Raw genomic sequence first — 24,657 nt, forward strand, 5'->3', positions numbered from 1 at the left:
CGGAAAAAACATGCTGAAACGGAGCACCAATTGATCACCGACAAGAAGGACCCGAGGGCAGCTACGATCGAGGACACCCAAAGAAAGCTGACTCAGCTCTGCAGCCTCCTGGCTATAACGCGGATGCCGGCATTTGTCATGGAAGCCACCGAAGAGACTCAGATGGACGTCTTGGCACTCGCTCACGAACTCGCGCTGGATATCAGCCGGCAGCTTAACGACCCACTCCCATCACTTCTGCAACGCTGACATCGTCATCACGACGCCGCCATGCGGCGTTTTTTTCGGCTACCTTCGCTAGTTTTTCTTGCAATGCTAGTTTTTCCAGTATAGAGTGCGATTCATGTCGCAACACCCCGGTCTCGACATAACCGCGCGAAAGGCAAGCCGGAAGGCTGCTCGCAGCTTTCTCGAATCAGTTTCACCGAGGCCCTAAGGCGCCAGCGCAAGGAAAAGTCATGGATCTGCTTTTGCTGGTCATCAGTTTCTTGTTTGGCATCGCGACCGCAACGCTCGTCGCGATCGGAATCGTCCGGTTCCGCGCTGCCATTGATGAGCTCGAGCGGAATGGGCACTGGTTTCACGGCTGACCAACCGCTCCCGCTACAGGAGAAAGAAGATGGAATTTCACACGTTCATCTACGCGAGTCGTGCGACGAGCTCGGCACTTCGAATCGACGAGTCACGCGCATTCAGCGAGCGACTAGCAGATGGGGGCTACTGCTTAGATGCGCCGCAGGCCATTCCGCGTGGTTCGACGTATCGCGTCGACTCCATCGTCACCGGCGTGACGTTTTTTGCGGCACCCAGTGAAACCTTTCGCGCAGGCTTTATCGCCTGAACAACCGCAGTCGCTCCGGCGGGCAATCACACCACACCGAGGATAGACCATGAATACGACGAATCAACCGACGCCTGAATCGCTGATCACCTGGTCGCGTACGAAGCGCGATTCGCGAGCTCACCGCATGGCACGGAAGGCCTTCCGCATCGCGCGGAACCTGCTCGCCGTCCTCGGCGTGTGCTTCGTCTACCTCCTCGTCCTCGGCTACTTCCAGTACCAGGACCAGGCGGCGCAGTTCGAAGTCCAGTGCGCAGTTTCGCGCTGCATGTGAGATCGACATGCGCCCAACGCCGACCCGCCTTCCCGACGACGTGCTCGCCCCCGCGTGCGCAACGCTGGGCGCCGGATCGCCGGAACAGGCGCTTTCGAACCCCGCAGTGCGAGCCGCAATTCAGGCCGCTGTGCGTGCACAGCTTCATCCGAATCCGAAGGTTCGCGATGTGACGTTCAAGCGCGTCGCGCGCGCCGTTCGGCCGGCAGCTGACGCAGATCCCAATTTCGACATCAAGCGGCGCGCCGCGAACGATCGAGACGAGGACTGACGTGAAGCGACAGGCCCGTGGCCGACGTTGCTCGGCGCCGTCGCACCCGAATCTTTGGCAAGTCATGGCGGACCTTAAGGAGGGAAACGTCACCCTCCGCGAAGCGTATCGGACCGCCAAGGCTCTCCAGCGCGCCGCAAGGCGCGCCAACCGCAGCAGATGAGGTAATCGAAATGAAGATCGTCTACGTGTTCAACGACCGCCGCCCGACCGACCCGAGCCATCCCATCGTCGCACTGTCGGAAGACGGGATCGTGATCGGCGTCGCCTACTTCGACGACTGGACCCTTCCCTTCGCTCGCTTCGCGATGCAGGTCGATAGCGAGTGCGACGCGCCGGGCAGCGACGTTTTCCTGATCGCTCAAACGCGCGCCGAGACGCAGCGGCAGATGGATGAGCGCTTCGGCGCCGGCCGCTGGTCGGCGGTCTGGCTCGACACCCCGGCGAGCGATCCGGGCTGGGTGAAGGCGCTTGGGCTGCTTCGCGCCGAACAGGAACGGCAGATCGCGCAGCAACGCCGCATGATCGACGTGATCACGGATACGGTCATCGACTGGCTCCCGACGGCCGAAGAAATCGAGACGATCGCCGCGCCGACCGGCACGGCCGAGCACGCCCTGCACTGATCGGGAGCCAGCCATGGAAATCGCAGAGATCGCTCGCCGGGCCGGCTTGGCCGTCACGCTCGACGCGCGTATCGGGCGCGAGGAATACCAGAGCGCCACCGGCACGCTCGAGGCACTGAAGCGCTTCGCTCTCGAATACGTCGTTGCGCCGAGCAACACGGCCGAGCTCGTCGAGCGCCTGCGAAACCGTGCTGCGCTCCAGATTGACGCGCGCGACACGGAAATCATGCTCGAAGCGGCGCGCGTGCTCTCCCAGCACCGCCTCGGAAAGACCGGCGCTGCGGCCGGCTCCGACGGCGCCGAACTCGTCGCCGCAGACAACCGAGGCTGAGCGAAACATGCGTGAACCGATCGAAAAATACCTCTCGACCGTCGTCAATTCGACCGCCAAGAAGATCTCGCTGAGCATCGGCATGCCGCAGCTCGACGTCGCACACGCGTTGAACAAGATGCATGCCGACGGACTCGTCGAGCGGGAAAAGCGGCCTGGTGGCGGCAACGAATACACCTACTGGCTTTCGACCGCCAAGGCTGAGCCGGCAGTCCAATGCAACCCCGATCCGGTCGTCGTTGTCATCACGCCTTCTGCACCCGCGACGACGGTCAGCGAATCGCAGCCGGCCAGCCTTCCCATACTCGCGCCCGGCGAAAAGGTACGCGAACCCGCGGCCGACGGCGCGATGGCTGCTCTTTCTGAGCGCGTCCGCACCCTGCTCGAAATCCTCGAGCTGCCGCCGACGATGACGCTCGCAATCGAAGTCGCACGCGAGCGAGCTGCCGCGGCCGTCGACAGGAAAGACCAATTGGCGGTGCTCCGTGATGAACTCGCTTCGCTGAAGGACATGAACGAGCGCCTGAAGGCGAACAACGCGCAGCTCGAGCAGCGCATTGACTCGCTGAGCGGTGACGTTCGGGCCGTCGGGTCGGTATTCGTCACCATCGGCCGCGATGCGAAGCCCATGCGCCACGCAACGATCGAGAAGGCCCAGAAGCGCGGCCGCTCCCTTGTGAGCGGCAACCGAGAAACGGAAGTGCTCGTGCTGGAACCGATCGGCCGGATCGTTCGCGGCGCCGAGTGGCGCCCGCGCGGGGAATAACGCAGTACCGAGTATGTAGCCGCGCCGTCTCTTACCTCGGAGAGCGGCGTCTTTCAGGGGGTGGCCAGGACGGCACCCTTCTTTCTCAGGAGCAATCATGCAGATCCCGAGCTTTTCCCGCGACGTACTTGAAGCGCTGCCGCCGATCGGCGCTGCATTCAAGGGCGGCTTCTTCAATGGCCTCTATGTCCACGACGGCAAGCTCAAGGCACAGATCTCCGCGCCTAAGGTGGACGGCGGCCATCATGCCCCGATCGAATGGGGTCCGCGTCAGCTGATCCAGGCAGCATTCGATCGCGTCGACGGCGCACTCAGTACCGATGCGATGGCTGCGGCTGGTAGCGAGCTGGCGCAGTGGGCCCGCGCGCTGCGTATCGACGGCCGCGACGACTGGCACCTGCCGGCGCTGATGCAGCTCGAGCGCATCTATCGCATGGCCAAGCCGACCGAGGATGCGAACTACTGCTCGTGGGGCGACGGCGAGAACGCGAGCAGCTGGCCGCCGACCGGCGCATATACGAAGCAGCTGCCGGCGCGCACTGCGCTCGAACTGTTCCTGCCCGGCGCCCCGGAGGCATTCGAGCCGATCGGCTACTGGACGGCCACGCAGCACCCGGACTACCCGAGCTTCGCGTTCGTCCAGAACTTCGGCAATGGCTACCAGGACTGGCTCCACAAGGACTTCGAGTTCGGCGCTGTCGCCGGCCGCAGTGAAGTCCTTTGCTCCTTCGATTATTCGCTTCTTGTTTCTCTTCAACAGATGTTCGACGTGGAGGCTGCGTAATGGGTGCCAACGACCGAATTCTCATTTCGATCGGCGCTGATGGCATTTCGATCGACGCGCCTCGCGCACAGCTCGACGTCGCTGCCCCGGTCAGGATCGCCGGCGCGTCGATCCCCCTGCCGCGCTCCGATTGGACCGAGCAAGGCGGAACGTGCGGCGGACTGGTCGTGCCGCGCGACGGCGCGAGTCCGTATTACCTGGTCGCCGCGCTCGTGCCCGAGGCGCGTATCGAGCCGGCGAAGTTCGGGAAGCTCGAAGCACTCGCCGGTGTGTCCAGCCCTTGGGATGGTCAGGCAAACATGCGCGCGTTGCTTGCTGCCGACCCCGAGAACGTAATCGCGAATCGCATCAAGGCGCTGCACGTCGGCGGTCACGCGGATTGGTTTTGGCCGTCCCGGCTCGACAGTGCTGTTCTCTACGCCAACGTCGGTGACATGGTTCGCGAGTTCCTCGGCGCGTGGGGCGCGTGGATCTGCGAGCAGCACCCGGACTTCCCGAGCATCGCGTACGTCCAGACCTTCGACAGTGGCAACCAGGGCTGGGGCCACAAGGGCAACGAGTTCGGCGCTGTCGCCGTCCGCAGGGTCTATCCGGTTCTTTAATTCTTCAATTCTTCAATACGCACACCATGAAAACGATCAACGTCATCATGCCGCCCGTCGGCACGTACTGGGAAGGTGAAGGCGGCTTCAACGGCGGCATCTTTCAGCCGCGCGACGGGTCTGCCCCTCGGATCCTGATTTACGACATCGCGAACATTCTCGAATCGGCGCGCTGGGGCAAGACCACTGCCGTCGCCGCGTCAGCCGGGAAGTTCGATGGCGCCGCAAACACGCGCGCGATCCTCGAAGCGGATCCCGACAACGTGATCGCGAAGCACATCACGTCGCTCGAGATCGACGGGCATCGTGATTTCTTCTGGCCGGCGATCTTCGAGCTCACGCACCTCTTCGTCACGGCCGGCGACAAGATCCTCGACGCGCTACCCGGTTACGGCGCCTGGTCGTCATCGCAGCCCCCGGGCTACCCGAGCGACGCGTACGTCCAGTACTTCGACGATGGCGGCCAGTTCTGGTACCACAAGGACGACGAGTTCGGCGCTGTCGCCGTCCGCAGTAAATCCTTGAATTATTGATTTCTTTCCAGCATGGCACTCCATACCACGCTCGACATTTACAAGACGGCCCGCAAGTTCACAACGCTCGCGAGCCGGCTTGTAGGCCACATGCCGCGCAATCATCGATCCGTCGATGGCGCGCTGCTCGTGAACCACTCGCGAGCCATCCTCAAGCACATCCGGCACGCCAACCAGAAATTCGGCGCAGCGAAGGTTCCGCATATCGATCGCGTCCTCGACGAGGCAACTGACGCACACGTCGATCTCGGGGTTTGCGTCGAGCTGAAACTGATTTCTCCGGATGCGTATGCGGATGCTGTCGAGCTTGTCGGAAGCATCGGCAAGCAGGCGATGGGATGGAGAAATAGGTCCGCGCAGCAGCCCGTCTCACGGTCGCCACGGTGACCGTGACAGAGCATCTATCTGGTCGTGCCGCTGGGCCACAAGCCCACCGACAGGCGCGAAACGGAAACCGTCGCCCGGTGTGGTGGCAGGTCCGGCGCAGTTTTCCCGCTGATCGGCGCGAGCCTTCGGCGGGGTGACGTAGATAGCACGATTGGGCGCAGCACCCGGACAACCCGAGCAACGCGTACGTCCAGAACTTCGACAATGGCAACCAGAACTGGAACCACAAGGACAACGAGTTCGGCGCTGTCGCCGTCCGCAGATCGATCCGCTGATACTGGCCATGCTGGCTTTTCTTTTCGCGAGCTGGTGCATGCGTATTTCGACTGCCGTCGGCACAAGCGCAACACAATCAGTGCACTCGCCTTCGAGGAAAACCTCGAGCCGAATCTGATCGACCTGTTCGACGAACTGTATGCGGGCGCCTGGCACCCGGGCCGCTCTATCTGCTTCGTCGTGCAGTGGCCCAAGGTGCGCGAGGTGTGGGCAGCGACCTTCCGCGACCGCATCGTGCATCACCTGGTCTATAACCGCATCCGCGCTCGATTCGAGAACAGCTTCATCGCTGACAGCTGCGCATGCATCAAGGGCCGCGGCACGCTCTACGCAGCGCGTCGCCTCGAGGCACATGTGCGCTCGATCACGCAGAACTGGTCGCGCCCCGCGGCCTACCTGAAGATGGATGTGGCGAACTTCTTCGTCTCGATCCACAAGCCGACGCTGCGTGAGCTGCTGCTCGCGAAGATCGACGAGCCGTTTTGGGCTGACCTGACCGAGCGCGTGCTGATGCACGACCCGCGCCAGGACTTCGAGCTGCGCGGTGATCGCGCGCTGATGGCGCAGGTGCCCGCACACAAACGCCTGCTCGAGCAGCCAATCGACAGAGGCCTGCCGATCGGGAACTTATCCTCGCAATTCTTCGCGAACGTCTATCTCGACGTGCTCGACCAGCATGCGAAGCACCAGTTGCGCGCGCAGAGATACGTGCGCTACGTCGATGACTTCGTGCTGTTGCATGAGTCGGCCGATTGGCTTCGCGAAGCCGAACGCGATATCGAGGCATTTCTTCCGGAGCGGCTCGGCATCCACATCAACCCGCGCAAGACGATTCGTCAGCCGATCGCGCGCGGTATCGATTTTGTCGGCTTCGTACTCAAGCCCTGGCGTACTGAGACTCGTCGACGCACCGCACACATGGCCTGGAGACGTGTCGCGAGCGCGCCGCCGGCGCATCTCCGGTCAGTTGCAAACAGCTATTTCGGGTTGCTACGTCAGGCGAGCTCCAGTCACCACGACCGCGCGCAGCTCGCGAATGTCATGCGTTCGCTCGGCAAAGCCGTCGACCGAGATTTCACAAAGACTTTCTGATTTGAGGATGCGACGAACATGAACCATCGGCTCTTTTTCTTTCCCGTGGCCCTTTTCTGCCTGTCCGCATTGTCTGCCTGCAACGATGCGGATGTTGCGTCACACAACCTGTCACAGGCTGCCGACAATTTCCAAATCAACCGCCGAGTGGTGTTTTACAACGGCATCACCGGTGATTACATGCTGAGCATCGAAGGGCTTTGCTCGCTTGGCAACGCCGACAAAAGTCGCGAAGTTTCGATCACCTGCAAGACAGGACCGAGCAGCTACAAGAAGCACTTCCTCGGTCTATCCGACAACGTGACGTATTTCGTTGAACAAATCGACGGTGCTGGCGTGAGTGTCTATCACTACAAGGTGGTATTCAAGCCATCGGTGATAGTTCCGGACGTCTCCGTCAAGTAAGCGCCGCCTGACCTACAGAGGACCACACATGACCACCGAAGCAACCCTCACCCTGTCCGCCGATCAGCAGGCGGTCGCGCGAAAGAAGATCAGCGACATGCATCACGCTGTCGCGACGATCCTGTCCGTTCTGAAGGATAGCGCCGAGATCGATGTCGAACTCGCGACCAACTGCATCAAGGTCGCGGAATTCAATCTCGCCGACCTGTGCAAGGCGCTCGGCGTCGAGACTTTCAGCGCCAAGGAGCGTGAACAGCGATATGCCGATCTGCGCGCCGCCAACATGCGCATTCACGATCTCGAAACGCAGCTCGGAAGCACCGTCGCACCCGAAGCCGTCCAGAACGCCATCAAGAATATTGCGCAGCACCTCAATAAATGGTGGCGCAGCGACGGGTTCGGTTATGTGCACGACCTCGAGTTCGGCGCTTATGGCGTCTGTCGCGGCAAGTTCTCCCGCTCGCTCAATGGCACCTTCCGCCTCCTGGACTCGGATACGCCCGTCTCCGACAAAAAGAACAAGGCAGCATGGCTCGATAGCCTGCGCGAGCGTGGCTTCGATCTCATCCAGGACGACCGCGAGTGGGCGCTCTCCGATTGTGATTCAAACCGCGCCGCCCTGATTGACCTCATCACGAAGAACATTCCGTCGGCGAAGGTTTTCAAGTTCGAGAACGTCAACCGCTGGCGCGCGAGCGGCTTCGTCCTGACGCACGCCGAGGTCTATATCCACAAGATCGACGAAATCCTCGCGCTTCCGATCGCGAACGCTGGAGACGCAGAATGATCACCGACAAGAGCCGCGCTGATGCGCTGACGGTACCGGCGATCTCGCGCGATGCGTTCTATGACATCGTGCGTGCCGCGCTGAAGTGGTACCGGAGTGATAATCCCTCCCGCTATCTGAACGACGAGCAGGTCGACGCGAACGACGCCGAATTCGTCGGCAAGCTGGCGGACGAGCACGCGAAGATCCTCGCCACATCCCCTGTCGAGCAGCCCGCAGCAACGCCGATCGCCACGCACATCGTCGCTACCGAATGGCCTGTGAAGCAGATTGGCATCGCGCACCCTTCCGATAAGCCAACGATCGTGACGTGCGCATCCACGCCGGCGGACGAGCGGGCGGCGCTGATCGAATGGGCTGTCTTCCGTTGGGATGCCGAGGTGAAGAACCGGCCGCTCATCAACGTCAATCGCCGGCCGCTCGACGACACGTGGCGTCAGGTCATCCGGCATTGCGGCGGTGACGACGTATCGCTGCTCGGGCCGCGGCATGGCGATCTGCTGGCGGCGAATCCCATCAAGGCAGCCGATCGCGTCGCGTCGCACGCGATCGATGCGAACGATCTGGATTTCACGCCGGACGCGCAGCACGCCATCGCTGATATGGCGAACATCGGGTTTGCGCTGCTCGAACAGATTGCTCGGATGGCGCCCGGCTACAACTGGAACGACTCGCCGGTCGAGATCGTCAGCGACCTAATCAACGAACGCGACGAAGCCCGCGCCGCATCCGCCAACGTGACAGGGGCGGAAGGGGTCGACGCACTCGCGCACGAGGCGTGGTCGGCGGCGCAGCTCGCGCCCGGCGAAGGGATCGAAGACGGCGCGCGACGCATTGCGGCAATTCTCTCCCGCTCGCCCGCTATGTCGGCGGAAGCGGTGGCGTTGCCGAAGCCCGTTCTCGATGCCCTTCGCTTCTACGCGAACGAACATCACTTCCATATCGACCGCGACCACCAGGACTTCGACACGGTGAGCGGCGAGCCGCAGAACTGGCTGTGCAGCGAGCGCGACGACGACTGCACGATGATCGAAGACGGCAGCATCGCGCGGGCCGCTCTCTGCGGTGGCCTGCTCGGATTCGAAGAACCGGAAAAACCGCTCGAAGGCGAAGTGTTCACTGCCGCCCCACAGCCCGCACAGGCAGATGCGCGCGAGATCGCCGAGCTGCAGGCCGAGATCGAGCGGCTGACGGCGATCATCAACGCGCCGCGCGCCGAGTTAACGGACGCAGCGCGCGATGTGCTCGCCGAGCGTCGGCGCCAGGTCGAGGCCGAGGGCTGGACGCCAGAGCATGACGATGAGCACGACGCCGGCGAGATGGCTGCCGCCGCTTCTGCCTACGCCCTCGCGGCATCAGACGAGATCTATCCGCTGTCTCAGGGAGACGGCAAGTACCGCCTGAAGTCGCCCAACATGTGGATGTGGGAAAGCAAGTGGTGGAAGCCCACGACGCCGCGCCGCAACCTGGTGAAGGCCGGCGCCCTGATCCTCGCCGAGATCGAACGCCTCGACCGCGCTGGAGGTGAGGCATGAGCCGCGCAGCAATCGAAGCTCTCGGCGAAGCGCTCGAGCGCGCGCTGGACGACGCTCCCGTCGCTGATGTCCTTGCGTTTGTTACTGGCGCGTTCGTCGGCCTGACGCTCGAGCTGGTGCGTCGTCAAGGTCATGACGTGAACAAGGAAATCAAAATCGATGGCGTCGAGCAGCGCGACATCACCATCCACGCTCCGAAGGTGATGCAATGACCGTCTATGTCGACGACATGTATCGCCATCCGATCGGCGAATTCAAAACGGCAAGCGGCCGAATTTACAAGATGTCGCACCTCATTGCGGACACCTCCGACGAGCTGATCGCCATGGTTCGGGCGATCGACGTCAACCCGAAGTGGATCCAGCACCGCGGCACACGCGATGAACACTTCGATATCGCGATCAGTAAGCGCGCCGCCGCGATCGCAGCCGGCGCGGTCCCGATCACCCTCGAGCAGTGCGGTGCGATGAACAAGCGCCGCAAGGTTACTGGCGAGCTCGGTTCACCCGATGACGCGGTCGAGTGGCTGAAGAAGTTCATCGCGGACCGCCACGCAGCTCGCACAGCTGCAGCACCGGCCGACAACCTCACGGAACCCCAGTCATGAGCAAAGCACCGAAACGCGCGGTCCAGTTCGGGGCGGTCATTCAGGCCGACACGCCGCAGCACCTGGCCAATGCCCTCACCGACATGGCCGCTCTCATCGCCGCCGGCGAAATGCCTGAGCGCTCGATCGGCGGTGGCGTGTTCTCCAGCCACCACTGCACGCTGATCGTGGCCGACCGCCCGACGCACGACGAGTATGTCGAGCAGCTGCAGGACTATCTGGGGAGCATCCGATGACCTACACCTGCGCCACCCTGGAAGTGGCCGAGCACCCCATCCTCTTCAATGAGCCGATGTCGGCCGCAGCACGCGCCGGCCATAAGTCGCAGACGCGACGCATCGCCATTCCGAAGCGCAGCTACATCGACTTCATCGGCGGCGGCCCGAAGGCCGGCCCGGACTGGAACGACCCGTCATGCTGGGGCTTCGAGGACCCGAATACGGGAATCTGGTGGGCACTCCGTGGTAACGAGGAATGCCGTCAGATTCCATGTCCATACGGGAATGTCGGCGATCACCTATGGGTGCGCGAGACGTACGTCGCTTACGGCCGGTGGGAGACGCGCTTCAGCGCAAAGAAGGAGCGCGACGAGTGGCACTTCGTCGACATGACGCTCGAGACGGGCCGCGAATACCGATTCGGCGGCGATCTGCCGAATGCCGCGCGCGGGAGCGTCACACCCGCGTGGTGGCGTCGCCCGTCGATCTTCATGCCGCGCGCCGCCTCGCGCACGCTGCTCGAGGTGACTGGCGTGCGTGCCGAGCGCCTGCAGGCCATCAGTTGGGACAACGCGATCGCGGAAGGCATTCCCGATCCGAGGCGCGCTGTCCTGCGCGTGGATCCGGTTGATGGCTGCATCGCGCAGTTCCGGCAGCTTTGGGACGGCCTCAATGCCGCGCGCGGCCATGGTTGGGATGCAAACCCCTGGGTATGGGCAATTGAATTTCGGAGAGTCGAATCGTGAACACCGCCTTCCTCCTGATGGCTCAGTACGGTGCAACTGCCGTCATCCCTGTCGATCGCGTCTGCCGGGACTACTTCTCGCACCTGACCGTCCCGCAGTTCGTCCGCAAGGTGAATGCCGGCGAAATCGCCCTCCCGCTCGTGCGCATGGAGGGTTCGCTGAAATCGGCCAAGGGCGTGCATGTCGATGACCTTGCAAAATGGATCGACATGCGCCGAGCCGCCGCCGTGAAGGAGTGCGAGCAACTGTGCGGGTAGTTTCGCGATCGAAAAAAAAGCCCGACTGATCGGGCTTTTTCTACATCAGCTTTTTGCTGATTTCGCTGCATCTCCAGATTCATCTGCCGACGGCTGCGCTGGGACGCATGTCACAAGCTGCGCATGAATCTTTCGAGCGTTGGCAATAGCTTGCAGCGCATCGTCCACGACGACGGTATCTGACAGGGAATAATCGGCTTGGTGACGAGACTTCTTTAGAAGAACAAGCATATATGCGACGCCTTTTGCCTTCATATTGCTTGACGCTTTGAACCGATCAGAAAGCCGGTCATGCGAGCCTTTAGCTATATGAGCGTCCTGATCGGGAAAATGAAGGTCCGCAATCTCGCCTGCCGCATGAAATGCGCTGTAGTACGCTCGACTAATGGCGCTCCGGTAATCAATCTCCGTTCCACCATTGGCGATCGATTCAGCGCAAGTCAAAAAATCTGTTGCGGTAACCGTCATACCACCGCCAGCTTGGGGGTCACGACGCGCCCCTTAAACGAACGTGTCGCGAATGCAACCAAGTTCTCGGCAGCATCACCATCAAACTTCAAAAACAGATGCTCACCGATTGCCATATTGAGATCCGCGCATCGGTCGCTATCTGCATCAACAAACAGCTCAAGCTGAATATCATCCACGCTTGACGCTCGGAAATTCAGCCAGTGAACGTGATTCCCTTCTGATCGCACAACCTCAACCGCCACTTCCAGTCGAGCGAGCAGATCCTCTGGGCTATAACCATTCTCACTAAATGCAGCTTGCACAAACTCAAACTTCTCAATCTTTTGTCGAAACTTTGATGCGTCCACATCGTTCACAGCCAGCTTCAATTCATTCTTCGTGTTTTTGATGTATGCAGGCATATCGAGTGTCGTCAAAAATACGGTTGAGACATAGTCGAGTATTGACGGGTGCCCAGGGAACCTAATGCTTGCGTCAACTGCCATCGAATGCGCTTCGCGGACGTCACCCATATAGAGCGTACCGAGCAGCACATTGTTGACCACGCATTCGTCGCCACCAGCGATCTTGACTGCGTTCTTTAGCAGTGGCCGGGCCTCCTCAGGCTGCCCTAGCCCGACATAAGCCAAGCCAATTCCTGCCTGACACAACGCGTAAATACACTTCCCCGAAGCGTAGATTGCTTGCAGTCGACCCTGGGATTCCTTCAGCGACGCGTTGACGTCCTCCCCCTGCTGCTGTCGCACCAGAAGTTGCACGATCTCGTTGAACAAGAGAGCGTCGTGAGATTTGGCCTTCGCCTGTAACGTCATATTGATATTTTCTGGTCGTCCGGGTGCGACGCAGCGCAGAGCGCCGCTAGAGTGGTCAAATTATATGGATCAAAAAGGCAATAGGTTTGCGCCGGGCCCATTGTTTTTCTCTATCGAGCCGTTGTGCACCGCGGTCAACTCACGAGCAAAAGTGCTACATGAGTGCTACGAAGAATTTCGCACCAGCCCCGAAACCCTTACACCACAAGGAACTCATCGTCTTCCCCGTTCCCATCGAGCATGGGCGCCACGGAAACGCGGCGGGGAGGAAGCGAGGACGGTACGGACATGGAATTCGGGGCAGCAAGCGGCGCGGGAAACAACCCGACATTTTACCGCAACGCGACCAGGCCGGCCCGGCAGCCTGACTAGACCGGCCCGCCGTCGCCCAGTTCGGCGTCGACGGCCCGCCGCGCCTCGTCGAGTACGCGCTCGATCACGCGCCGTTCGGTCAGCAGCATCCCGTCGACTTTCACGAGCCGCCAGTCGATCCGCACGGCCGAGCCCTGCAGCACGCGGTAGTGCGCATGCTCGCCGTCCCACACCTGCTCGGTCTTCACCTCGATCTCGTAGCCGCGGTACGGCTCGCTGAAATCGCCGAGATCGCTGCCTCTCGGTTCCATCGCTCGCTCCGTGGCGACACGGCGCCAGGCCGCCGCGGCGGCCGTCGCCGTGCGCTCAATCGTATTCGTTGGACAAAACGGATTTGCCATCGGCGGTCAGGTCGACACGGTCGGCCGCCGCCTGATAGATCAGCCCTTCGTTCAGCAACGCATAGACGACGTCGTCGAACGCGGCAGGGACCGGCCGGCTGTCGCCGAACTGGTCGATCCACTTCAGCGCCACGATGGCTTCGGGAGAAAGGATGGGGGTCATGCGTTGGCCTCCGGCGTCGGTGTCGTTCCATCCTAGCACTTCGTCCTGACGCCGAATACCGAGGCAAACGCTCGACCATGAAACAGGGGCGCCGCGAACGGCCAGACGGCCCGCCCGCGGCGCCCTGCACCGGAAACGCGCTCAAAGGCGCGCGATCGACACCTCGGTGGATTTCACGAGCGCGACGACTTCCGCGCCGACCTTCAGTTCGAGTTCGTCGACCGAACGCGTCGTGATCACCGACGTGACGATGCCGAACGGCGTCTCGACGTCGACCTCGGACACCACGGGCCCGCGAATGATCTCCTTCACCTTGCCTTTGAACTGGTTACGCACGTTGATTGCAGTGATGCTCATCGGGTTGATCGCTCCGAAGAAAAAAGTCTGAGAACGGGCGGCCGGTGCCGCCCGGATTTAAACGGCCCAGCGAATCTGCCCGACCGGTCGTACGTGCTCCACCTCAGGCACCGCACCCTGCTCGCCCCCGCCCGGCCCGCCGGCGAGTACGCGTTGCAGCACACGGTCTTCCAGCGCCGCGAATGCGGCCGACGCGCGCGCACGCGGCCGGTCGAGCGGAACGGACTGATCGAGGGCGACGCGCCCTTGCTCGATCAACAGGATCCGGTCGCCGAGCGCGACGGCTTCCTGCACGTCGTGCGTGACGAGCAGCGCGGTGAACCGATGCTCGCGCCACAAGCGCTCGATCAGCGCATGCATCTCGATGCGGGTCAGCGCGTCGAGCGCACCGAGCGGCTCGTCGAGCAGCAGCAATTGCGGCCGGTGCACGAGCGCGCGGGCGAGCGCGACCCGCTGCCGCTGGCCGCCCGACAGCTGGGCGGGCCAGTCATTCGCGCGCTCGAGCAGCCCGACTTCATCGAGCACCGCGCGCGCCTGGTCGCGTGCCCCGCGGCCCAGGCCCAGCATCACGTTCTGCAGCACGGTCTTCCACGGCAGCAGTCGCGCATCCTGGTACATGATCCGGGTGTCGAGCGTGCCGCCACCCTCGCCGCGCGTCACGAGCGCACCGCTGCTCGGCGCCTCGAGCCCCGCGACGAGACGCAGCAGCGTGGATTTTCCGCAGCCGCTGCGGCCGACGATCGCGACGAAGCTGCCGCGCGCGATGCCGAGCTCGACGTTGTCAAGCACGGTGCGCGTGCCGAAGCGCTTGCTGACGCCCGACAGCGTCACCGCGTCGTCGGCTGCCGGGCTGCCCGCGCGCCGCCGCGCGAGCGGCACGACGGATGCACCGCCGTCCCGATCGACGATCGCCGCATCGCGTGCGTCGTCGTCCGTCACGCGTGCCTGTACCAGTTCGGCCTCGAGGTCTGCGCCGGCGAGCGGGCCGTAGGCGGCCGCCGAAGTCGTCGCATTCATGCCTTTGCTCCTGATTGATAAGCGGGGTGCCAGCGCAGCGTCACGCGCTCGATCCATTTCGCCAGCACGTCGGCCAGCTTGCCGAGCACCGCATACAGCAGGATGCCGACCACCACCACATCGGTTTGCAGGAATTCGCGCGCGTTCATCGTCATGTAGCCGATGCCCGATTGCGCGGAGATCGTTTCCGCGACGATCAGCATCACCCACATCAGCCCGAGCGCGAAGCGCACGCCGACGAGAATCGACGGCAATGCGCCGGGCAGGATCACGTCGCGATACAGCGCGAAGCCGCGCACGCCATAGCTCTTCGCCATCTCGATCAGGTTCGCGTCGACCGAGCGGATTCCGTGATACGTGTTGATGTAAACCGGGAAGAACACGCCGAGCGAAACGAGGAACAGCTTCGCCTTCTCGTCGATGCCGAACCACAGGATCACGAGCGGAATCATCGCGAGCGCGGGGATGTTGCGGATCATCTGGATCGTCGAATCGAGCGCGACCTCCGCCGCTTTCGACAGGCCGGTCGCGAGCCCGAGCGCGAGACCCACGCCGCCGCCGATCGCGAAGCCGAACAGCGCGCGCCAGGTACTGACCTTCACGTTCGCCCACATCTCGCCCGACGTCACGAGCGACCACGCGGCACGCACGACCGCCAGCGGCTCGGGCAGCACGCGGGTCGACAGCCAGCCGACGCGCGCGCCGACCTCCCATGCGGCCAGCAGCGCGAGCGGCACGAGCCACGGCGCGATGCCGCGCCAGGCGCGGGCGGCCACGGCGGCGCCCGTCGTCGACGTTTTCGTTGTCATCGCAGGCCTCCTTCGTTCAGCTCTGGCTCGCCTTCGGCAGGTAGTTGTTGCCGACGATCTCGCCGAACGGCCCCGACAGCGGGCCGGACGGACGCGCCGCGCCCTTGCCCTTGATCAGCGGGAACACGAGCTCGGCGAAGCGGTACGACTCCTCGAGGTGCGGATAGCCGGACAGGATGAACGTCTCGATGCCGAGATCCGCGTATTCGCGCATGCGTTCCGCGACCTGCTCGGGGTTGCCGACGAGCGCGGTACCCGCGCCGCCGCGCACGAGACCGACACCGGCCCACAGGTTCGGATACACCTCGAGCGCCTCGCGGCCGCCGCGCTTGCCGCCGTGCAGCGCGGCCATCCGGCGCTGGCCTTCCGAATCCATGTTCGCGAATGCCTGCTGCGCGCGGGCGATCGTCTCGTCATCGAGACGGCTGATCAGGCGGTCGGCATCGCGCCACGCCTCGTCCTCGGTCTCGCGCACGATCACGTGCAGGCGGATGCCGAACTTGATCTTGCGGCCGCGCGCCTCGGCGCGGGCGCGGATGTCGGCGATCTTCTTCGCGACGGCCTCGGGCGGCTCGCCCCAGGTCAGGTAGGTGTCGATGTGATCCGCGGCGATCGCGTGCGCGGCCGGCGACGATCCGCCGAACCACAGCGGCGGATGCGGGCGCTGCACGGGCGGATACAGCGCCTTGCCGCCCTTCGACTGAAGGTGCTTGCCGATGTAGTCGAAGCCGCCGTTATCGTGCGAGGCGGACAGCAGTCCGCGCCAGATGTTCAGGAAGTCGTCGGTGATTTCGTAGCGCGTATCGTGATCCGCGAACAGCCCGTCGCCTTCGAGTTCGGCGGCATCGCCGCCCGTCACGACGTTGATCAGCAGGCGGCCGCCCGACAGGCGGTCGAACGTCGCGGCCATCCGCGCCGCGAGACCGGGCGATGCGATGCCCGGACGCACGGCGACCAGGAACTTCAGACGCTGCGTCGCCGGAATCAGGCTCGACGCAACGACCCACGCATCCTCGCAGGAACGGCCGGTCGGCAGCAGCACGCCTTCGTAGCCGAGCGTGTCGGCCGCGACGGCGATCTGCTTGAAATAATCGTAATCCGCGGCGCGCGCGCCTTCGGCGGTGCCGAGATAACGGCTGTCGCCGTGCGTGGGAATAAACCAGAAAACATTCATCTGCTGCTCCTGCTTGACTGTCCTTGCCGGAATCTGGATAAAACGAAGCCCTGCTCGCGTCGCGAATCAGCGACGCATGCATGGTGTGCATTCGAATCGGGATGGCTCGCCGGTCAGGCCGTGCCGCGGACGAGTACGCGATTGCACGGCTGTTTCTGGGAAATCAGTCTATGGATCGGTGCAGGGCTTTGGAACGATTTTTTTGAGCTTAGGTTTTCCGCTTTCGTGATTAGCACGACGCTCCAGCGAATATCGCATCGGCCGGGCCCTATAATGACGCACCTATCCGAACAACTTCGCGCGGCCGGCCCCGGCCGGCCGCGCCTGCAATACGCTCATCGATGCAGAAAGTCATCCTGCCGTTCCTGTCCGGCTTCCTGGCCGCCCTCTTCTTTCGCGAAGCGACGCTCGCGCTGCTGCATACGGCCGACCTGATCGCCGCAGCCGGGTTCTCCACGCAACCGTTCGCGCCGCTCGGCATTCCTGAATTTGTCGCGAACGCGCTGATCAGCGCGTGCTGCGCGATCCCGATGGCGTGGCTGCTGCGCGTGTCGCCGGAGCGCGAAGCGCCGTGGATCGGCGCGCTGGTGTTCGGCGGCATCGTGCTGACGGCCGCCCGCGTGTTCGCGATCGATCCGCTGCGCGGGATCTGGCCGTCGGGCAACATGATGCCGGTGCTCGCCGCCGGTTTCGCGGCGAACGCGGTGTGGGGTTTCGGTGCGCTGGTGTTCATGCGCGCGTTCATGTCGGACGACGCCGGCGACGAATGACGCACGGCTTGCGGCGAGGCCCCGGCCCGCTGCCGCCGAGCCGGATCGGGATCGGCATCCGCAAACGGAAAGGCCGCCTGCACACAATGCAGGCGGCCTTTTTGCTTTTCGCTTCGATACCGCGCGCGTCAGTCCTTCAGGTTGCGCAGCGGATGCGTGTCGGGCGTCCACGGGCTGTCGAACATCGCGAGCACGTCGGCCCGGTCGATATCGGCCGTCGACTTGAAACGCCAGACCGGCTGTTGATCCTTGTCGACGATCAGCGCGCGCACGCCTTCGATCACGTCGCCGTGCGCGAACGTCGAACGCGTGAGGTCGAGATCGCGCCGCAGGCAATCGGCCATCGTCGCGCCGCGCGCGCGCTCGACGACTTCGAGCGACACGGCCATCGACAGCGGCGACAGCTGGCTGCGCATCGCGTGGGTCGCCTTCTCGACCCATCCGTCGACTGCGGCGCAATCCTGCTCGGCGTCGAGCGACGCCAGGATCGCGCCGATATCGGGCTGCGCGAAATGCCGGTCGATCCCGGCGCGCGCGTCGGCCAGCGCCGACGTGTCGGGCGTCGGCACGACCTTGTGCGCGGCAGCCGCGTCGGCCACGCACGCGACGGCCTGCGCGCCACTGTCGATCTGCGCGCCGTGCAGCGTATCGAGCAGCGCCGGCAGCGCGGCGTCGGGCAGGTATACGTCGGCGAGCTGCGCATACAGTGCGCCGGCCGCGTCGAGCGTCGCGCCGGTCACCGCGAGATAGCGGCCGAGCGCGCCCGGCGTGCGCGCGAGGAACCAGCTCATCCCGACGTCCGGGAACAGGCCGATGCGCGTTTCGGGCATCGCCATCTTCGTCGAATCGGTGACCACACGCAGGCCGCCCGTATGCCGCGCCGCCTGCGAAATGCCCATGCCGCCGCCCATCACGACGCCGTGCATCAACGCGATGTACGGTTTCGGATAGGTGAAGATCGTATGGTTGAGCGTGTATTCCTCGATGAAGAACGTGTCGACCGCATCGCGATCGCCGCGCTGCCACGCAGCGTGGAAGAAGCGCACGTCGCCGCCCGCGCAGAACGCGCGCGGATGCGGGCTGTGCACGACGACGGCCGTCACCTCCGCGTCGTCGCGCCATGCATCGAGCGCCTGCTGCATCAGTCGGATCATCCCCACCGACAGCGCATTCAGCGCCTTCGGCCGGTTCAGTTCGAGATAGCCGACGCGGTTCGCGACGTACGCGCGCACGTCGGGCTGGGCGGCTTCGGCGGAAGCGGCAGTGGAATCGGTCATGTGAGCCATCCGGCGTATCGCGGGCGCACGCTCAGTGCGCCTGCATCTTCGAGAACAGGTTCAGCACCACGACGCCCGAGACGATCAGCCCGAGGCCGATCACGGCCGGCAGGTCCGGCACCTGGCGATAGAGCAGCATCGCGACGAGCGTGATCAGCACGATGCCGGCCCCCGACCACACCGCATAGATGATGCCGACGGGCATCGTGCGCAGCGTGAGCGACAGACAGTAGAACGCGATGCCGTAACCGGCCACGACGAGCGCCGACGGCCAGAAGCGCGTGAAGCCGTCCGCCGCGCGCAGCGCGGACGTGCCGACCACTTCCGCGACGATCGCGATCGCGAGCCATGCGTAACCCGGAATCTGCATCGCTCAGCTCCTTGCAAGTGCCAGCACGGCATAGTCCTGCCCGAGCTCGGCGCACAGGGCTTCGACGACCAACTCGTGATCCGCGCGCTGCGGCAGCCCCGATGCGGTGATCGAGCCGATCACGCCGGCCCCCGCGACGGTCAGCGGAAACGCGCCGCCGTGCGGCGAATAGTCGGAGATCGGCAGCCCGTGCTTGTCGGCGAGCGTGGCGCCGGCCTGCTGCATGCGCAGGCCGATCGCATACGAACTGCGGCGGAAGTGCGCGACGACGTTGCGCTTGCGGCGTACCCAGTCGGCGTTGTCGGGCGTCGCGCCGGCGAGCGCCGCATAGAACAGCGGCTGGCCGAACGTGACGATGTCGATTGCGATCGCATGGCCGCGCGACGTCGCGAGCGCGTGCATCCGGTTGCCGAGCGCCCAGGCACGAGCCGGGTCGAAATGGGGAAACACGAGCGCCTGTTCCTGCGCGCCGATCGATTGCAGATCGTGAGCGATGTCCATGAATCCGTCGATGCTGTAGTGAGTGTTTGCAACGGTACCGACGCGATCGCGCGCGACGCCGCTGCAGGCGTGAACGACACAAGCAAACCGCTCGATTCTAGCGCACGCGCCTGCCGTACCGGCCCTGCCGGCGTCCCGCCGGCGACTGAAACGCGATTGTCAGAAAGTGCTTGCAAGCATTCGGGTTAGTCCATATAATTCATTTCTTCGACGGACGCGGGGTGGAGCAGTCTGGCAGCTCGTCGGGCTCATAACCCGAAGGTCGTAGGTTCAAATCCTACCCCCGCAACCAACGTCCCGATTCATGCAAAAAGCCCGGCTCCACGCCGGGCTTTTTGTTTTCCGGCGCGCGATTGCGCGCCTCGCACGTTGCGCTTCGCGCCGCACGCCGTGCACATGCGCTCGCGTTCGAGAATGCCCCTCCCCGGTGATACACTCGCATCACCTCGTCCCTTCCACTCGACATGAAATTCTGCTCCGTCTGCGGTCACGAAGTCATCGCGCGCATTCCTCCGGGCGACAACCGCGAGCGCTTCATTTGCGATCACTGCGGCACGATCCATTACCAGAATCCGCGCAACGTGGTCGGCACGGTGCCGGTCTGGGGCGATCAGGTGCTGCTGTGCCGCCGCGCGATCGAACCGCGCTACGGTTTCTGGACGCTGCCGGCAGGCTTCATGGAAATGGGCGAGACGACGGCCGAGGCCGCCGCGCGCGAAACGCTCGAGGAAGCCGGCGCACGCGTCGAGGTTCAGAACCTGTTCACGCTGCTCAACGTGCCGCACGTGCACCAGGTCCATCTGTTCTATCTGGCGCGGCTCGTCGATCCGGCTTACGAGGCCGGCGAGGAAAGCCTCGAGGTCAAGCTGTTCGACGAAGCCGACATTCCGTGGGACGAGATCGCGTTCCCGACCGTCAGCCAGACGCTGCGCTTCTTCTTCGCCGATCGCGCCGCCGGCGACTACGGCGTCCACACCGGCGATATCTTCCGCTCGCTGCGCAACGGCTGAGCCCGCGCCTCATGGTCCCCTGGCTCGGCCCGGACGATCCGTTCCCGCCCGTCGAACGCGCGCTCGGCCCCGCGACCGGCGCGCCGGGGCTGCTCGCCGCGAGCGCCGACCTGCTGCCGTCCCGCCTGATCGAGGCCTACCTGCGCGGCATCTTCCCGTGGTATTCGGACGGCCAGCCCGTGCTGTGGTGGAGCCCCGACCCGCGGATGATCCTCGCGCCGGCCGAATTCAAGGTGTCCCCGTCGCTGCGCAAGACGCTCAAGCGCGTGCTGCGCGACCCCGCGTGGGAAGTGCGCGTCGACCATGACTTTCCGGGCGTGATGCGCGCATGTGCGCAAGCGCCGCGCCGCGGGCAGCGCGGTACCTGGATCACGGCCGAGATCATCGACGCGTATTCGTCGCTCTACCGTTCCGGCAACGCGCACAGCATCGAGGCGTGGCACGACGGGCGACGTGTGGGCGGGCTCTACGGCGTCGCGTTCGGGCGGATGTTTTTCGGCGAATCGATGTATGCGGATGTCACCGATGCGTCGAAGATCGCGCTGGCGACGCTCGTCGCCCACCTTCGCGAGCAGGGGCTGGAGATGATAGACTGCCAGCAGAATACGTCGCATCTAGCGTCGCTCGGTGGCCGCGAGATCGCACGCAAGGCCTTTGTCGCTCACGTGCGCCGCGCGGTAGCCGAACCGCCGATTCCGTGGCAGTTCGACAAGCGTGTGCTCGCCATGCTGACGAGCCCTGCCGAACCGGCCGCCCCCTCCGGGATCGAGCGCTAGCGCGGCACTCCCTCCCTGCATCGAGAGCTGCCCATGACTCACCCGACTGAGCTGCCGCTTTCACCGCTTTCGGCGCTGCAATTCTATGCAACGGCGCCCTATCCGTGCAGCTATCTGGACGGCCGCGTCGCGCGCTCGCAAGTCGCGACGCCGAGCCACCTGATCAATTCCGACATCTATACCGAGCTCGTGAAGGCCGGCTTCCGGCGCTCGGGCGTATTCACCTATCGCCCGTACTGCGACGGCTGCCGTGCCTGCGTGCCGGTGCGCGTGCCGGTCGGCGCGTTCACGCCGTCGCGCACCCAGCGCCGGATGTGGAAGCGGCACCGCGCGCTCGTCGCGACGGTCTCGCCGCTGCACTACGACGAGGAGCACTACGCGCTCTACATGCGCTACCAGTCGGCGCGCCACGCGGGCGGCGGCATGGATCGCGACAGCCGCGACCAGTACGAGCAGTTCCTGCTGCAGAGCCGGATCAATTCGCGCCTCGTCGAATTCCGCGACCTCGACGCGCCGGGCGGCGAGCCCGGCAAGCTGCGCATGGTCAGCATGATCGACATCCTCGGCGACGGACTGTCGTCGGTCTATACGTTCTTCGAGCCGGACGAGCAGCACACGAGCTACGGCACGTACAACATCCTGTGGCAGATCGAGCAGGCGAAGAGCCTCGGCCTGCCGTACGTGTATCTCGGCTACTGGATCCGCGAGAGCCCGAAGATGGCCTACAAGGCGAACTTCCATCCGCTCGAAGGATTGCTCGACGGCCGCTGGAAAATACTCGATCCGGATCGTGTCGACCTGCCGCCGGTCGACGCGGCACTCGCCCGCGCGCCGCTGCCGGGCGGACATTCCGGGTCGGGCTGACGGGCCATCCCGCGGCGCGGCGGCGCGCCTGCAACGGGCACCTTGCGGCCCTTGCACGCGTTGCCGCGCGGCACAAGCGGTGCCACCGGCCGCGCATGCGAAGCGAAGCCCGCCCTTGCCGCGCAACTCCCGGTAAAATAGCGGGTTGTCATTCATTCCGGCCGTCCGCCCAATTCCCGTGTTCAGTTCCCTCTATCCGTTGGCCCGCGCATCCCTGTTCAAGATGGATGCGGAAGACGCTCACCACCTCACGCTGCGCGCGCTCGGCGCGGCCGGCCGCACGGGCCTCGCCTGCGCGCTGTCGGCCCGCGTGCCCGATGCGCCGCGCACCGTGATGGGGCTCACGTTCCGCAACCCGGTCGGCCTCGCCGCCGGCCTCGACAAGGACGGCGCGGCCATCGACGGCCTCGCGGCGCTCGGCTTCGGCTTCATCGAGGTCGGCACGGTCACGCCGCGCCCGCAGCCGGGCAATCCGCGCCCGCGGATGTTCCGCCTGCCGCAGGCGGAAGCGCTGATCAACCGGATGGGCTTCAACAACCACGGCGTCGATCAGTTCGTGAAGAACGTCCAGGCGGCCCGCTATCGCGGCATCCTCGGCCTGAACATCGGCAAGAACGCCGACACGCCGATCGAACGCGCCGCGGAAGACTATCTCTACTGCCTCGAGCGCGTGTATCCGTTCGCGAGCTACGTGACGATCAACATTTCGTCGCCGAACACGAAGAACCTGCGCCAGCTGCAGGGCGCGGGCGAACTCGACGCGCTGCTCGCCGCGCTGAAGGACAAGCAGCAACGCCTCGCCGACCTGCACGGCAAGCTCGTGCCGCTCGCGCTGAAGATCGCGCCCGACCTCGACGACGAACAGGTCAAGGAAATCGCCGACACGCTGCTGCGCCACAAGATCGAAGCGGTCATCGCCACCAACACGACGCTGTCGCGTGCGGCCGTGCAGGGCCTGCCGCACGCCGACGAAGCCGGCGGCCTGTCGGGCCGTCCGGTGTTCGATGCGTCCAACGAAGTGATCCGCAAACTGCATGCCGAAGTCGGCAGCGCGGTGCCGATCATCGGCGTCGGCGGCATCTTCTCGGGCGAGGACGCGCGCGCGAAGCTCGCGGCCGGCGCGTCGCTCGTCCAGCTGTACACGGGCTTCATCTATCGCGGCCCCGCGCTCGTCGCCGAGTGCGTGAAGGCGATCGCGCGCGAACGCGCCGCGTAATATAGCCATAAACAAACGATATTTAATGGTCGATTGTGTTTTTGCTATGATCGACCCCACAGTCAGAATCAAGCGCCCCGCTGGGGCAAGGAAGCTCACACGATGAAAATTTCGCTGCTGAAGAAGCTGCTGGTCGCCGGCCTGATCGGTACGTCGTTCGCCGCCGCCACCGCGCAGGCGGCCGACCTCCTCGACCAGGTGAAACAACGCGGCACGCTGCGCGTCGGCCTCGAAGGCACGTTCCCGCCGTTCAACTCGAAGAACCCGCAAGGCGAACTCGTCGGCTTCGACGTCGACATCGCGAATGCCGTCGCCGCGAAGCTCGGCGTGAAGGCCGAGTTCGTCACGACCGAATGGAGCGGCATCATCGCGGGCCTGCAGGCCGGCAAGTTCGACGTGATCGCGAACCAGGTCGGCATCACCGACAAGCGCAAGGAAACGCTCGACTTCTCGCCCGCGTACACCTATTCGTCCGCCCAGCTGATCCAGCGCAAGGACGACACGCGCCAGTTCAAGTCGCTCGACGACCTGAAGGGCAAGAAGCTCGGCGTCGCGCTCGGCACGAACTACATGGACATGGCGAAGTCGGTGCCCGGCATCGACGTGAAGACGTACCCGGGCGCGCCCGAGTACCTGCGCGACCTCGCGGCCGGCCGTCTCGACGCGGCGCTCAACGACCGCCTGATGCTCGCGTACCTGACGAAGAACTCGCAACTGCCGCTGCGCCCGGGCGCGAACGTCGGCTCGGCGAATCCGTCGGGCATCCCGTTCAAGAAGGGCAACCCGAAGTTCCAGAAGGCGATCGACGATGCGATGGCGCAACTCGAGGCCGACGGCACGTTCACGAAGATCTCGGACAAGTGGTTCGGCATCGACGTGACGAAGCCGGTCAAGTAAGCACGCCTCTGCTTCCCGCCTGAAGGCGGGCCGGAAAGGGCGGCATCCGAAACGATGCCGCCCTTTGTTTTATCGGTCCGGTTTATGATTGCGCTTTCGCGCACGCATTCGATTCGTATTCC

At 64.2% G+C, this 24,657-nt stretch carries 38 protein-coding genes and 1 tRNA gene; 28 read left to right on the top strand and 11 right to left on the bottom strand.

The features are described 5' to 3' along the window. The first annotated feature begins 30 nt into the window (after positions 1-30). From U4Z31_RS09665 to U4Z31_RS09765, 21 genes are all read left to right on the top strand, one after another. Positions 31-249: a hypothetical protein gene (locus U4Z31_RS09665; RefSeq protein ID WP_321810107.1), complete on the top strand. Its 219-nt coding sequence runs from the start codon at positions 31-33 to the stop codon at positions 247-249. Between the two features lie 209 nt (positions 250-458). Then, on the top strand, positions 459-590 hold the full coding sequence (locus U4Z31_RS09670) for a hypothetical protein (RefSeq protein ID WP_321810108.1): 132 nt from the start codon (positions 459-461) through the stop codon (positions 588-590). Positions 591-619: 29 nt separating this feature from the next. Further along, complete coding sequence (locus tag U4Z31_RS09675; RefSeq protein ID WP_321810109.1) at positions 620-841, top strand: hypothetical protein; 222 nt, start codon at positions 620-622, stop codon at positions 839-841. Positions 842-968: 127 nt separating this feature from the next. After that, positions 969-1,115, top strand: a complete 147-nt coding sequence (locus tag U4Z31_RS09680) for a hypothetical protein (RefSeq protein WP_321810110.1) — start codon at positions 969-971, stop codon at positions 1,113-1,115. Between the two features lie 7 nt (positions 1,116-1,122). Continuing rightward, complete coding sequence (locus tag U4Z31_RS09685; protein ID WP_321810111.1) at positions 1,123-1,386, top strand: hypothetical protein; 264 nt, start codon at positions 1,123-1,125, stop codon at positions 1,384-1,386. Between the two features lie 173 nt (positions 1,387-1,559). Further along, a complete protein-coding gene (locus U4Z31_RS09690; RefSeq protein ID WP_321810112.1) occupies positions 1,560-2,012 on the top strand; it encodes a hypothetical protein in 453 nt (150 codons plus the stop codon). A 13-nt stretch (positions 2,013-2,025) separates the two neighbouring features. Further along, the gene (locus tag U4Z31_RS09695; protein WP_321810113.1) at positions 2,026-2,343 is read left to right on the top strand and encodes a hypothetical protein; all 318 of its coding nucleotides are present in this window, start codon (positions 2,026-2,028) and stop codon (positions 2,341-2,343) included. A gap of 7 nt (positions 2,344-2,350) precedes the next feature. Continuing rightward, positions 2,351-3,109, top strand: coding sequence for a 1-pyrroline-5-carboxylate dehydrogenase (locus tag U4Z31_RS09700; RefSeq protein ID WP_321810114.1), 759 nt, complete (start codon positions 2,351-2,353; stop codon positions 3,107-3,109). Positions 3,110-3,206: 97 nt separating this feature from the next. Next, positions 3,207-3,893, top strand: a complete 687-nt coding sequence (locus tag U4Z31_RS09705) for a hypothetical protein (protein WP_321810115.1) — start codon at positions 3,207-3,209, stop codon at positions 3,891-3,893. Further along, on the top strand, positions 3,893-4,495 hold the full coding sequence (locus tag U4Z31_RS09710) for a hypothetical protein (protein ID WP_321810116.1): 603 nt from the start codon (positions 3,893-3,895) through the stop codon (positions 4,493-4,495). Before U4Z31_RS09705 ends, U4Z31_RS09710 begins: the two co-directional genes overlap by 1 nt. A 26-nt stretch (positions 4,496-4,521) precedes the next feature. Continuing rightward, the gene (locus U4Z31_RS09715) at positions 4,522-5,028 is read left to right on the top strand and encodes a hypothetical protein (protein WP_321810117.1); all 507 of its coding nucleotides are present in this window, start codon (positions 4,522-4,524) and stop codon (positions 5,026-5,028) included. 12 nt (positions 5,029-5,040) lie between these two features. Beyond that, positions 5,041-5,415 (top strand): four helix bundle protein, encoded by a 375-nt coding sequence (locus U4Z31_RS09720; protein ID WP_321810118.1) that lies wholly within the window; start codon positions 5,041-5,043, stop codon positions 5,413-5,415. Positions 5,416-5,619: 204 nt separating this feature from the next. Beyond that, positions 5,620-6,783: an RNA-directed DNA polymerase gene (locus tag U4Z31_RS09725; protein WP_321810119.1), complete on the top strand. Its 1,164-nt coding sequence runs from the start codon at positions 5,620-5,622 to the stop codon at positions 6,781-6,783. 18 nt (positions 6,784-6,801) lie between these two features. Further along, positions 6,802-7,188 carry a hypothetical protein gene (locus U4Z31_RS09730; RefSeq protein WP_321810120.1) on the top strand — a complete coding sequence of 129 codons (387 nt, stop codon included), beginning with the start codon at positions 6,802-6,804 and terminating at the stop codon, positions 7,186-7,188. A gap of 28 nt (positions 7,189-7,216) precedes the next feature. Continuing rightward, positions 7,217-7,975: a hypothetical protein gene (locus U4Z31_RS09735; RefSeq protein ID WP_321810121.1), complete on the top strand. Its 759-nt coding sequence runs from the start codon at positions 7,217-7,219 to the stop codon at positions 7,973-7,975. Continuing rightward, on the top strand, positions 7,972-9,510 hold the full coding sequence (locus U4Z31_RS09740) for a hypothetical protein (protein ID WP_321810122.1): 1,539 nt from the start codon (positions 7,972-7,974) through the stop codon (positions 9,508-9,510). The genes U4Z31_RS09735 and U4Z31_RS09740 overlap by 4 nt, the downstream gene beginning before the upstream one ends. Beyond that, positions 9,507-9,722: a hypothetical protein gene (locus U4Z31_RS09745; RefSeq protein ID WP_321810123.1), complete on the top strand. Its 216-nt coding sequence runs from the start codon at positions 9,507-9,509 to the stop codon at positions 9,720-9,722. The genes U4Z31_RS09740 and U4Z31_RS09745 overlap by 4 nt, the downstream gene beginning before the upstream one ends. Beyond that, the gene (locus U4Z31_RS09750) at positions 9,719-10,117 is read left to right on the top strand and encodes a DUF4031 domain-containing protein (protein WP_321810124.1); all 399 of its coding nucleotides are present in this window, start codon (positions 9,719-9,721) and stop codon (positions 10,115-10,117) included. Before U4Z31_RS09745 ends, U4Z31_RS09750 begins: the two co-directional genes overlap by 4 nt. After that, positions 10,114-10,353, top strand: a complete 240-nt coding sequence (locus U4Z31_RS09755; protein WP_321810125.1) for a hypothetical protein — start codon at positions 10,114-10,116, stop codon at positions 10,351-10,353. The genes U4Z31_RS09750 and U4Z31_RS09755 overlap by 4 nt, the downstream gene beginning before the upstream one ends. Next, a complete protein-coding gene (locus U4Z31_RS09760; protein WP_321810126.1) occupies positions 10,350-11,081 on the top strand; it encodes a hypothetical protein in 732 nt (243 codons plus the stop codon). The genes U4Z31_RS09755 and U4Z31_RS09760 overlap by 4 nt, the downstream gene beginning before the upstream one ends. Continuing rightward, positions 11,078-11,338: a pyocin activator PrtN family protein gene (locus tag U4Z31_RS09765; protein ID WP_321810127.1), complete on the top strand. Its 261-nt coding sequence runs from the start codon at positions 11,078-11,080 to the stop codon at positions 11,336-11,338. The genes U4Z31_RS09760 and U4Z31_RS09765 overlap by 4 nt, the downstream gene beginning before the upstream one ends. Positions 11,339-11,383: 45 nt before the next feature. Here the strand turns inward: U4Z31_RS09765 and U4Z31_RS09770 are convergent, their stop codons facing one another. The 8 genes from U4Z31_RS09770 to ssuD all read right to left on the bottom strand — a co-directional run bounded on the left by U4Z31_RS09770 (position 11,384) and on the right by ssuD (position 16,854). Continuing rightward, positions 11,384-11,806, bottom strand: a complete 423-nt coding sequence (locus U4Z31_RS09770; protein WP_321810128.1) for a hypothetical protein — start codon at positions 11,804-11,806, stop codon at positions 11,384-11,386. Then, complete coding sequence (locus U4Z31_RS09775; RefSeq protein ID WP_321810129.1) at positions 11,803-12,582, bottom strand: hypothetical protein; 780 nt, start codon at positions 12,580-12,582, stop codon at positions 11,803-11,805. The genes U4Z31_RS09770 and U4Z31_RS09775 overlap by 4 nt, the downstream gene beginning before the upstream one ends. A gap of 407 nt (positions 12,583-12,989) precedes the next feature. Continuing rightward, positions 12,990-13,244: a hypothetical protein gene (locus U4Z31_RS09780; protein WP_044845063.1), complete on the bottom strand. Its 255-nt coding sequence runs from the start codon at positions 13,242-13,244 to the stop codon at positions 12,990-12,992. Between the two features lie 55 nt (positions 13,245-13,299). Continuing rightward, on the bottom strand, positions 13,300-13,497 hold the full coding sequence (locus U4Z31_RS09785; RefSeq protein ID WP_044845064.1) for a hypothetical protein: 198 nt from the start codon (positions 13,495-13,497) through the stop codon (positions 13,300-13,302). 141 nt (positions 13,498-13,638) lie between these two features. Beyond that, the gene (locus tag U4Z31_RS09790; RefSeq protein ID WP_006400187.1) at positions 13,639-13,854 is read right to left on the bottom strand and encodes a TOBE domain-containing protein; all 216 of its coding nucleotides are present in this window, start codon (positions 13,852-13,854) and stop codon (positions 13,639-13,641) included. Positions 13,855-13,911: 57 nt separating this feature from the next. Further along, complete coding sequence (locus tag U4Z31_RS09795; RefSeq protein ID WP_124522225.1) at positions 13,912-14,871, bottom strand: ATP-binding cassette domain-containing protein; 960 nt, start codon at positions 14,869-14,871, stop codon at positions 13,912-13,914. After that, entirely contained in the window at positions 14,868-15,680 is an 813-nt protein-coding gene (gene ssuC / locus U4Z31_RS09800) for an aliphatic sulfonate ABC transporter permease SsuC (protein ID WP_044845066.1), read from the bottom strand. Before ssuC ends, U4Z31_RS09795 begins: the two co-directional genes overlap by 4 nt. Before the next feature lie 16 nt (positions 15,681-15,696). Further along, a complete protein-coding gene (gene ssuD, locus U4Z31_RS09805) occupies positions 15,697-16,854 on the bottom strand; it encodes an FMNH2-dependent alkanesulfonate monooxygenase (RefSeq protein WP_044845067.1) in 1,158 nt (385 codons plus the stop codon). Positions 16,855-17,195: 341 nt separating this feature from the next. Here ssuD and U4Z31_RS09810 point away from each other — a divergent pair, with 341 nt between their 5' ends. After that, on the top strand, positions 17,196-17,624 hold the full coding sequence (locus U4Z31_RS09810; RefSeq protein ID WP_044845068.1) for a hypothetical protein: 429 nt from the start codon (positions 17,196-17,198) through the stop codon (positions 17,622-17,624). Positions 17,625-17,752: 128 nt separating this feature from the next. Here the strand turns inward: U4Z31_RS09810 and U4Z31_RS09815 are convergent, their stop codons facing one another. The 3 genes from U4Z31_RS09815 to U4Z31_RS09825 are packed head-to-tail and all read right to left on the bottom strand — an operon-like array spanning position 17,753 to position 19,772. Beyond that, positions 17,753-18,901: an enoyl-CoA hydratase/isomerase family protein gene (locus U4Z31_RS09815; protein ID WP_321810130.1), complete on the bottom strand. Its 1,149-nt coding sequence runs from the start codon at positions 18,899-18,901 to the stop codon at positions 17,753-17,755. 31 nt (positions 18,902-18,932) lie between these two features. Then, positions 18,933-19,271: a DMT family transporter gene (locus U4Z31_RS09820; RefSeq protein WP_044845070.1), complete on the bottom strand. Its 339-nt coding sequence runs from the start codon at positions 19,269-19,271 to the stop codon at positions 18,933-18,935. A gap of 3 nt (positions 19,272-19,274) precedes the next feature. Next, the gene (locus U4Z31_RS09825; RefSeq protein ID WP_321810131.1) at positions 19,275-19,772 is read right to left on the bottom strand and encodes a heme-degrading domain-containing protein; all 498 of its coding nucleotides are present in this window, start codon (positions 19,770-19,772) and stop codon (positions 19,275-19,277) included. Positions 19,773-19,987: 215 nt separating this feature from the next. Here U4Z31_RS09825 and U4Z31_RS09830 point away from each other — a divergent pair. The 6 genes from U4Z31_RS09830 to U4Z31_RS09855 all read left to right on the top strand — a co-directional run bounded on the left by U4Z31_RS09830 (position 19,988) and on the right by U4Z31_RS09855 (position 24,535). After that, positions 19,988-20,064: transfer RNA gene (locus U4Z31_RS09830), tRNA-Met, on the top strand. 172 nt (positions 20,065-20,236) lie between these two features. Next, positions 20,237-20,782: an NUDIX hydrolase gene (locus U4Z31_RS09835; RefSeq protein WP_040144100.1), complete on the top strand. Its 546-nt coding sequence runs from the start codon at positions 20,237-20,239 to the stop codon at positions 20,780-20,782. Between the two features lie 11 nt (positions 20,783-20,793). Beyond that, on the top strand, positions 20,794-21,558 hold the full coding sequence (gene aat, locus U4Z31_RS09840) for a leucyl/phenylalanyl-tRNA--protein transferase (RefSeq protein ID WP_044845072.1): 765 nt from the start codon (positions 20,794-20,796) through the stop codon (positions 21,556-21,558). 33 nt (positions 21,559-21,591) lie between these two features. Continuing rightward, positions 21,592-22,422 (top strand): arginyltransferase, encoded by an 831-nt coding sequence (locus U4Z31_RS09845; protein WP_124522241.1) that lies wholly within the window; start codon positions 21,592-21,594, stop codon positions 22,420-22,422. Between the two features lie 178 nt (positions 22,423-22,600). Further along, complete coding sequence (locus tag U4Z31_RS09850; protein ID WP_044845074.1) at positions 22,601-23,638, top strand: quinone-dependent dihydroorotate dehydrogenase; 1,038 nt, start codon at positions 22,601-22,603, stop codon at positions 23,636-23,638. A 102-nt stretch (positions 23,639-23,740) separates the two neighbouring features. Then, a complete protein-coding gene (locus U4Z31_RS09855; RefSeq protein WP_044845075.1) occupies positions 23,741-24,535 on the top strand; it encodes a cystine ABC transporter substrate-binding protein in 795 nt (264 codons plus the stop codon). Positions 24,536-24,657 lie beyond the last annotated feature (122 nt).

This window comes from Burkholderia sp. BCC1985 (assembly GCF_905339915.1).
In the GTDB taxonomy this organism is placed as follows: domain Bacteria; phylum Pseudomonadota; class Gammaproteobacteria; order Burkholderiales; family Burkholderiaceae; genus Burkholderia.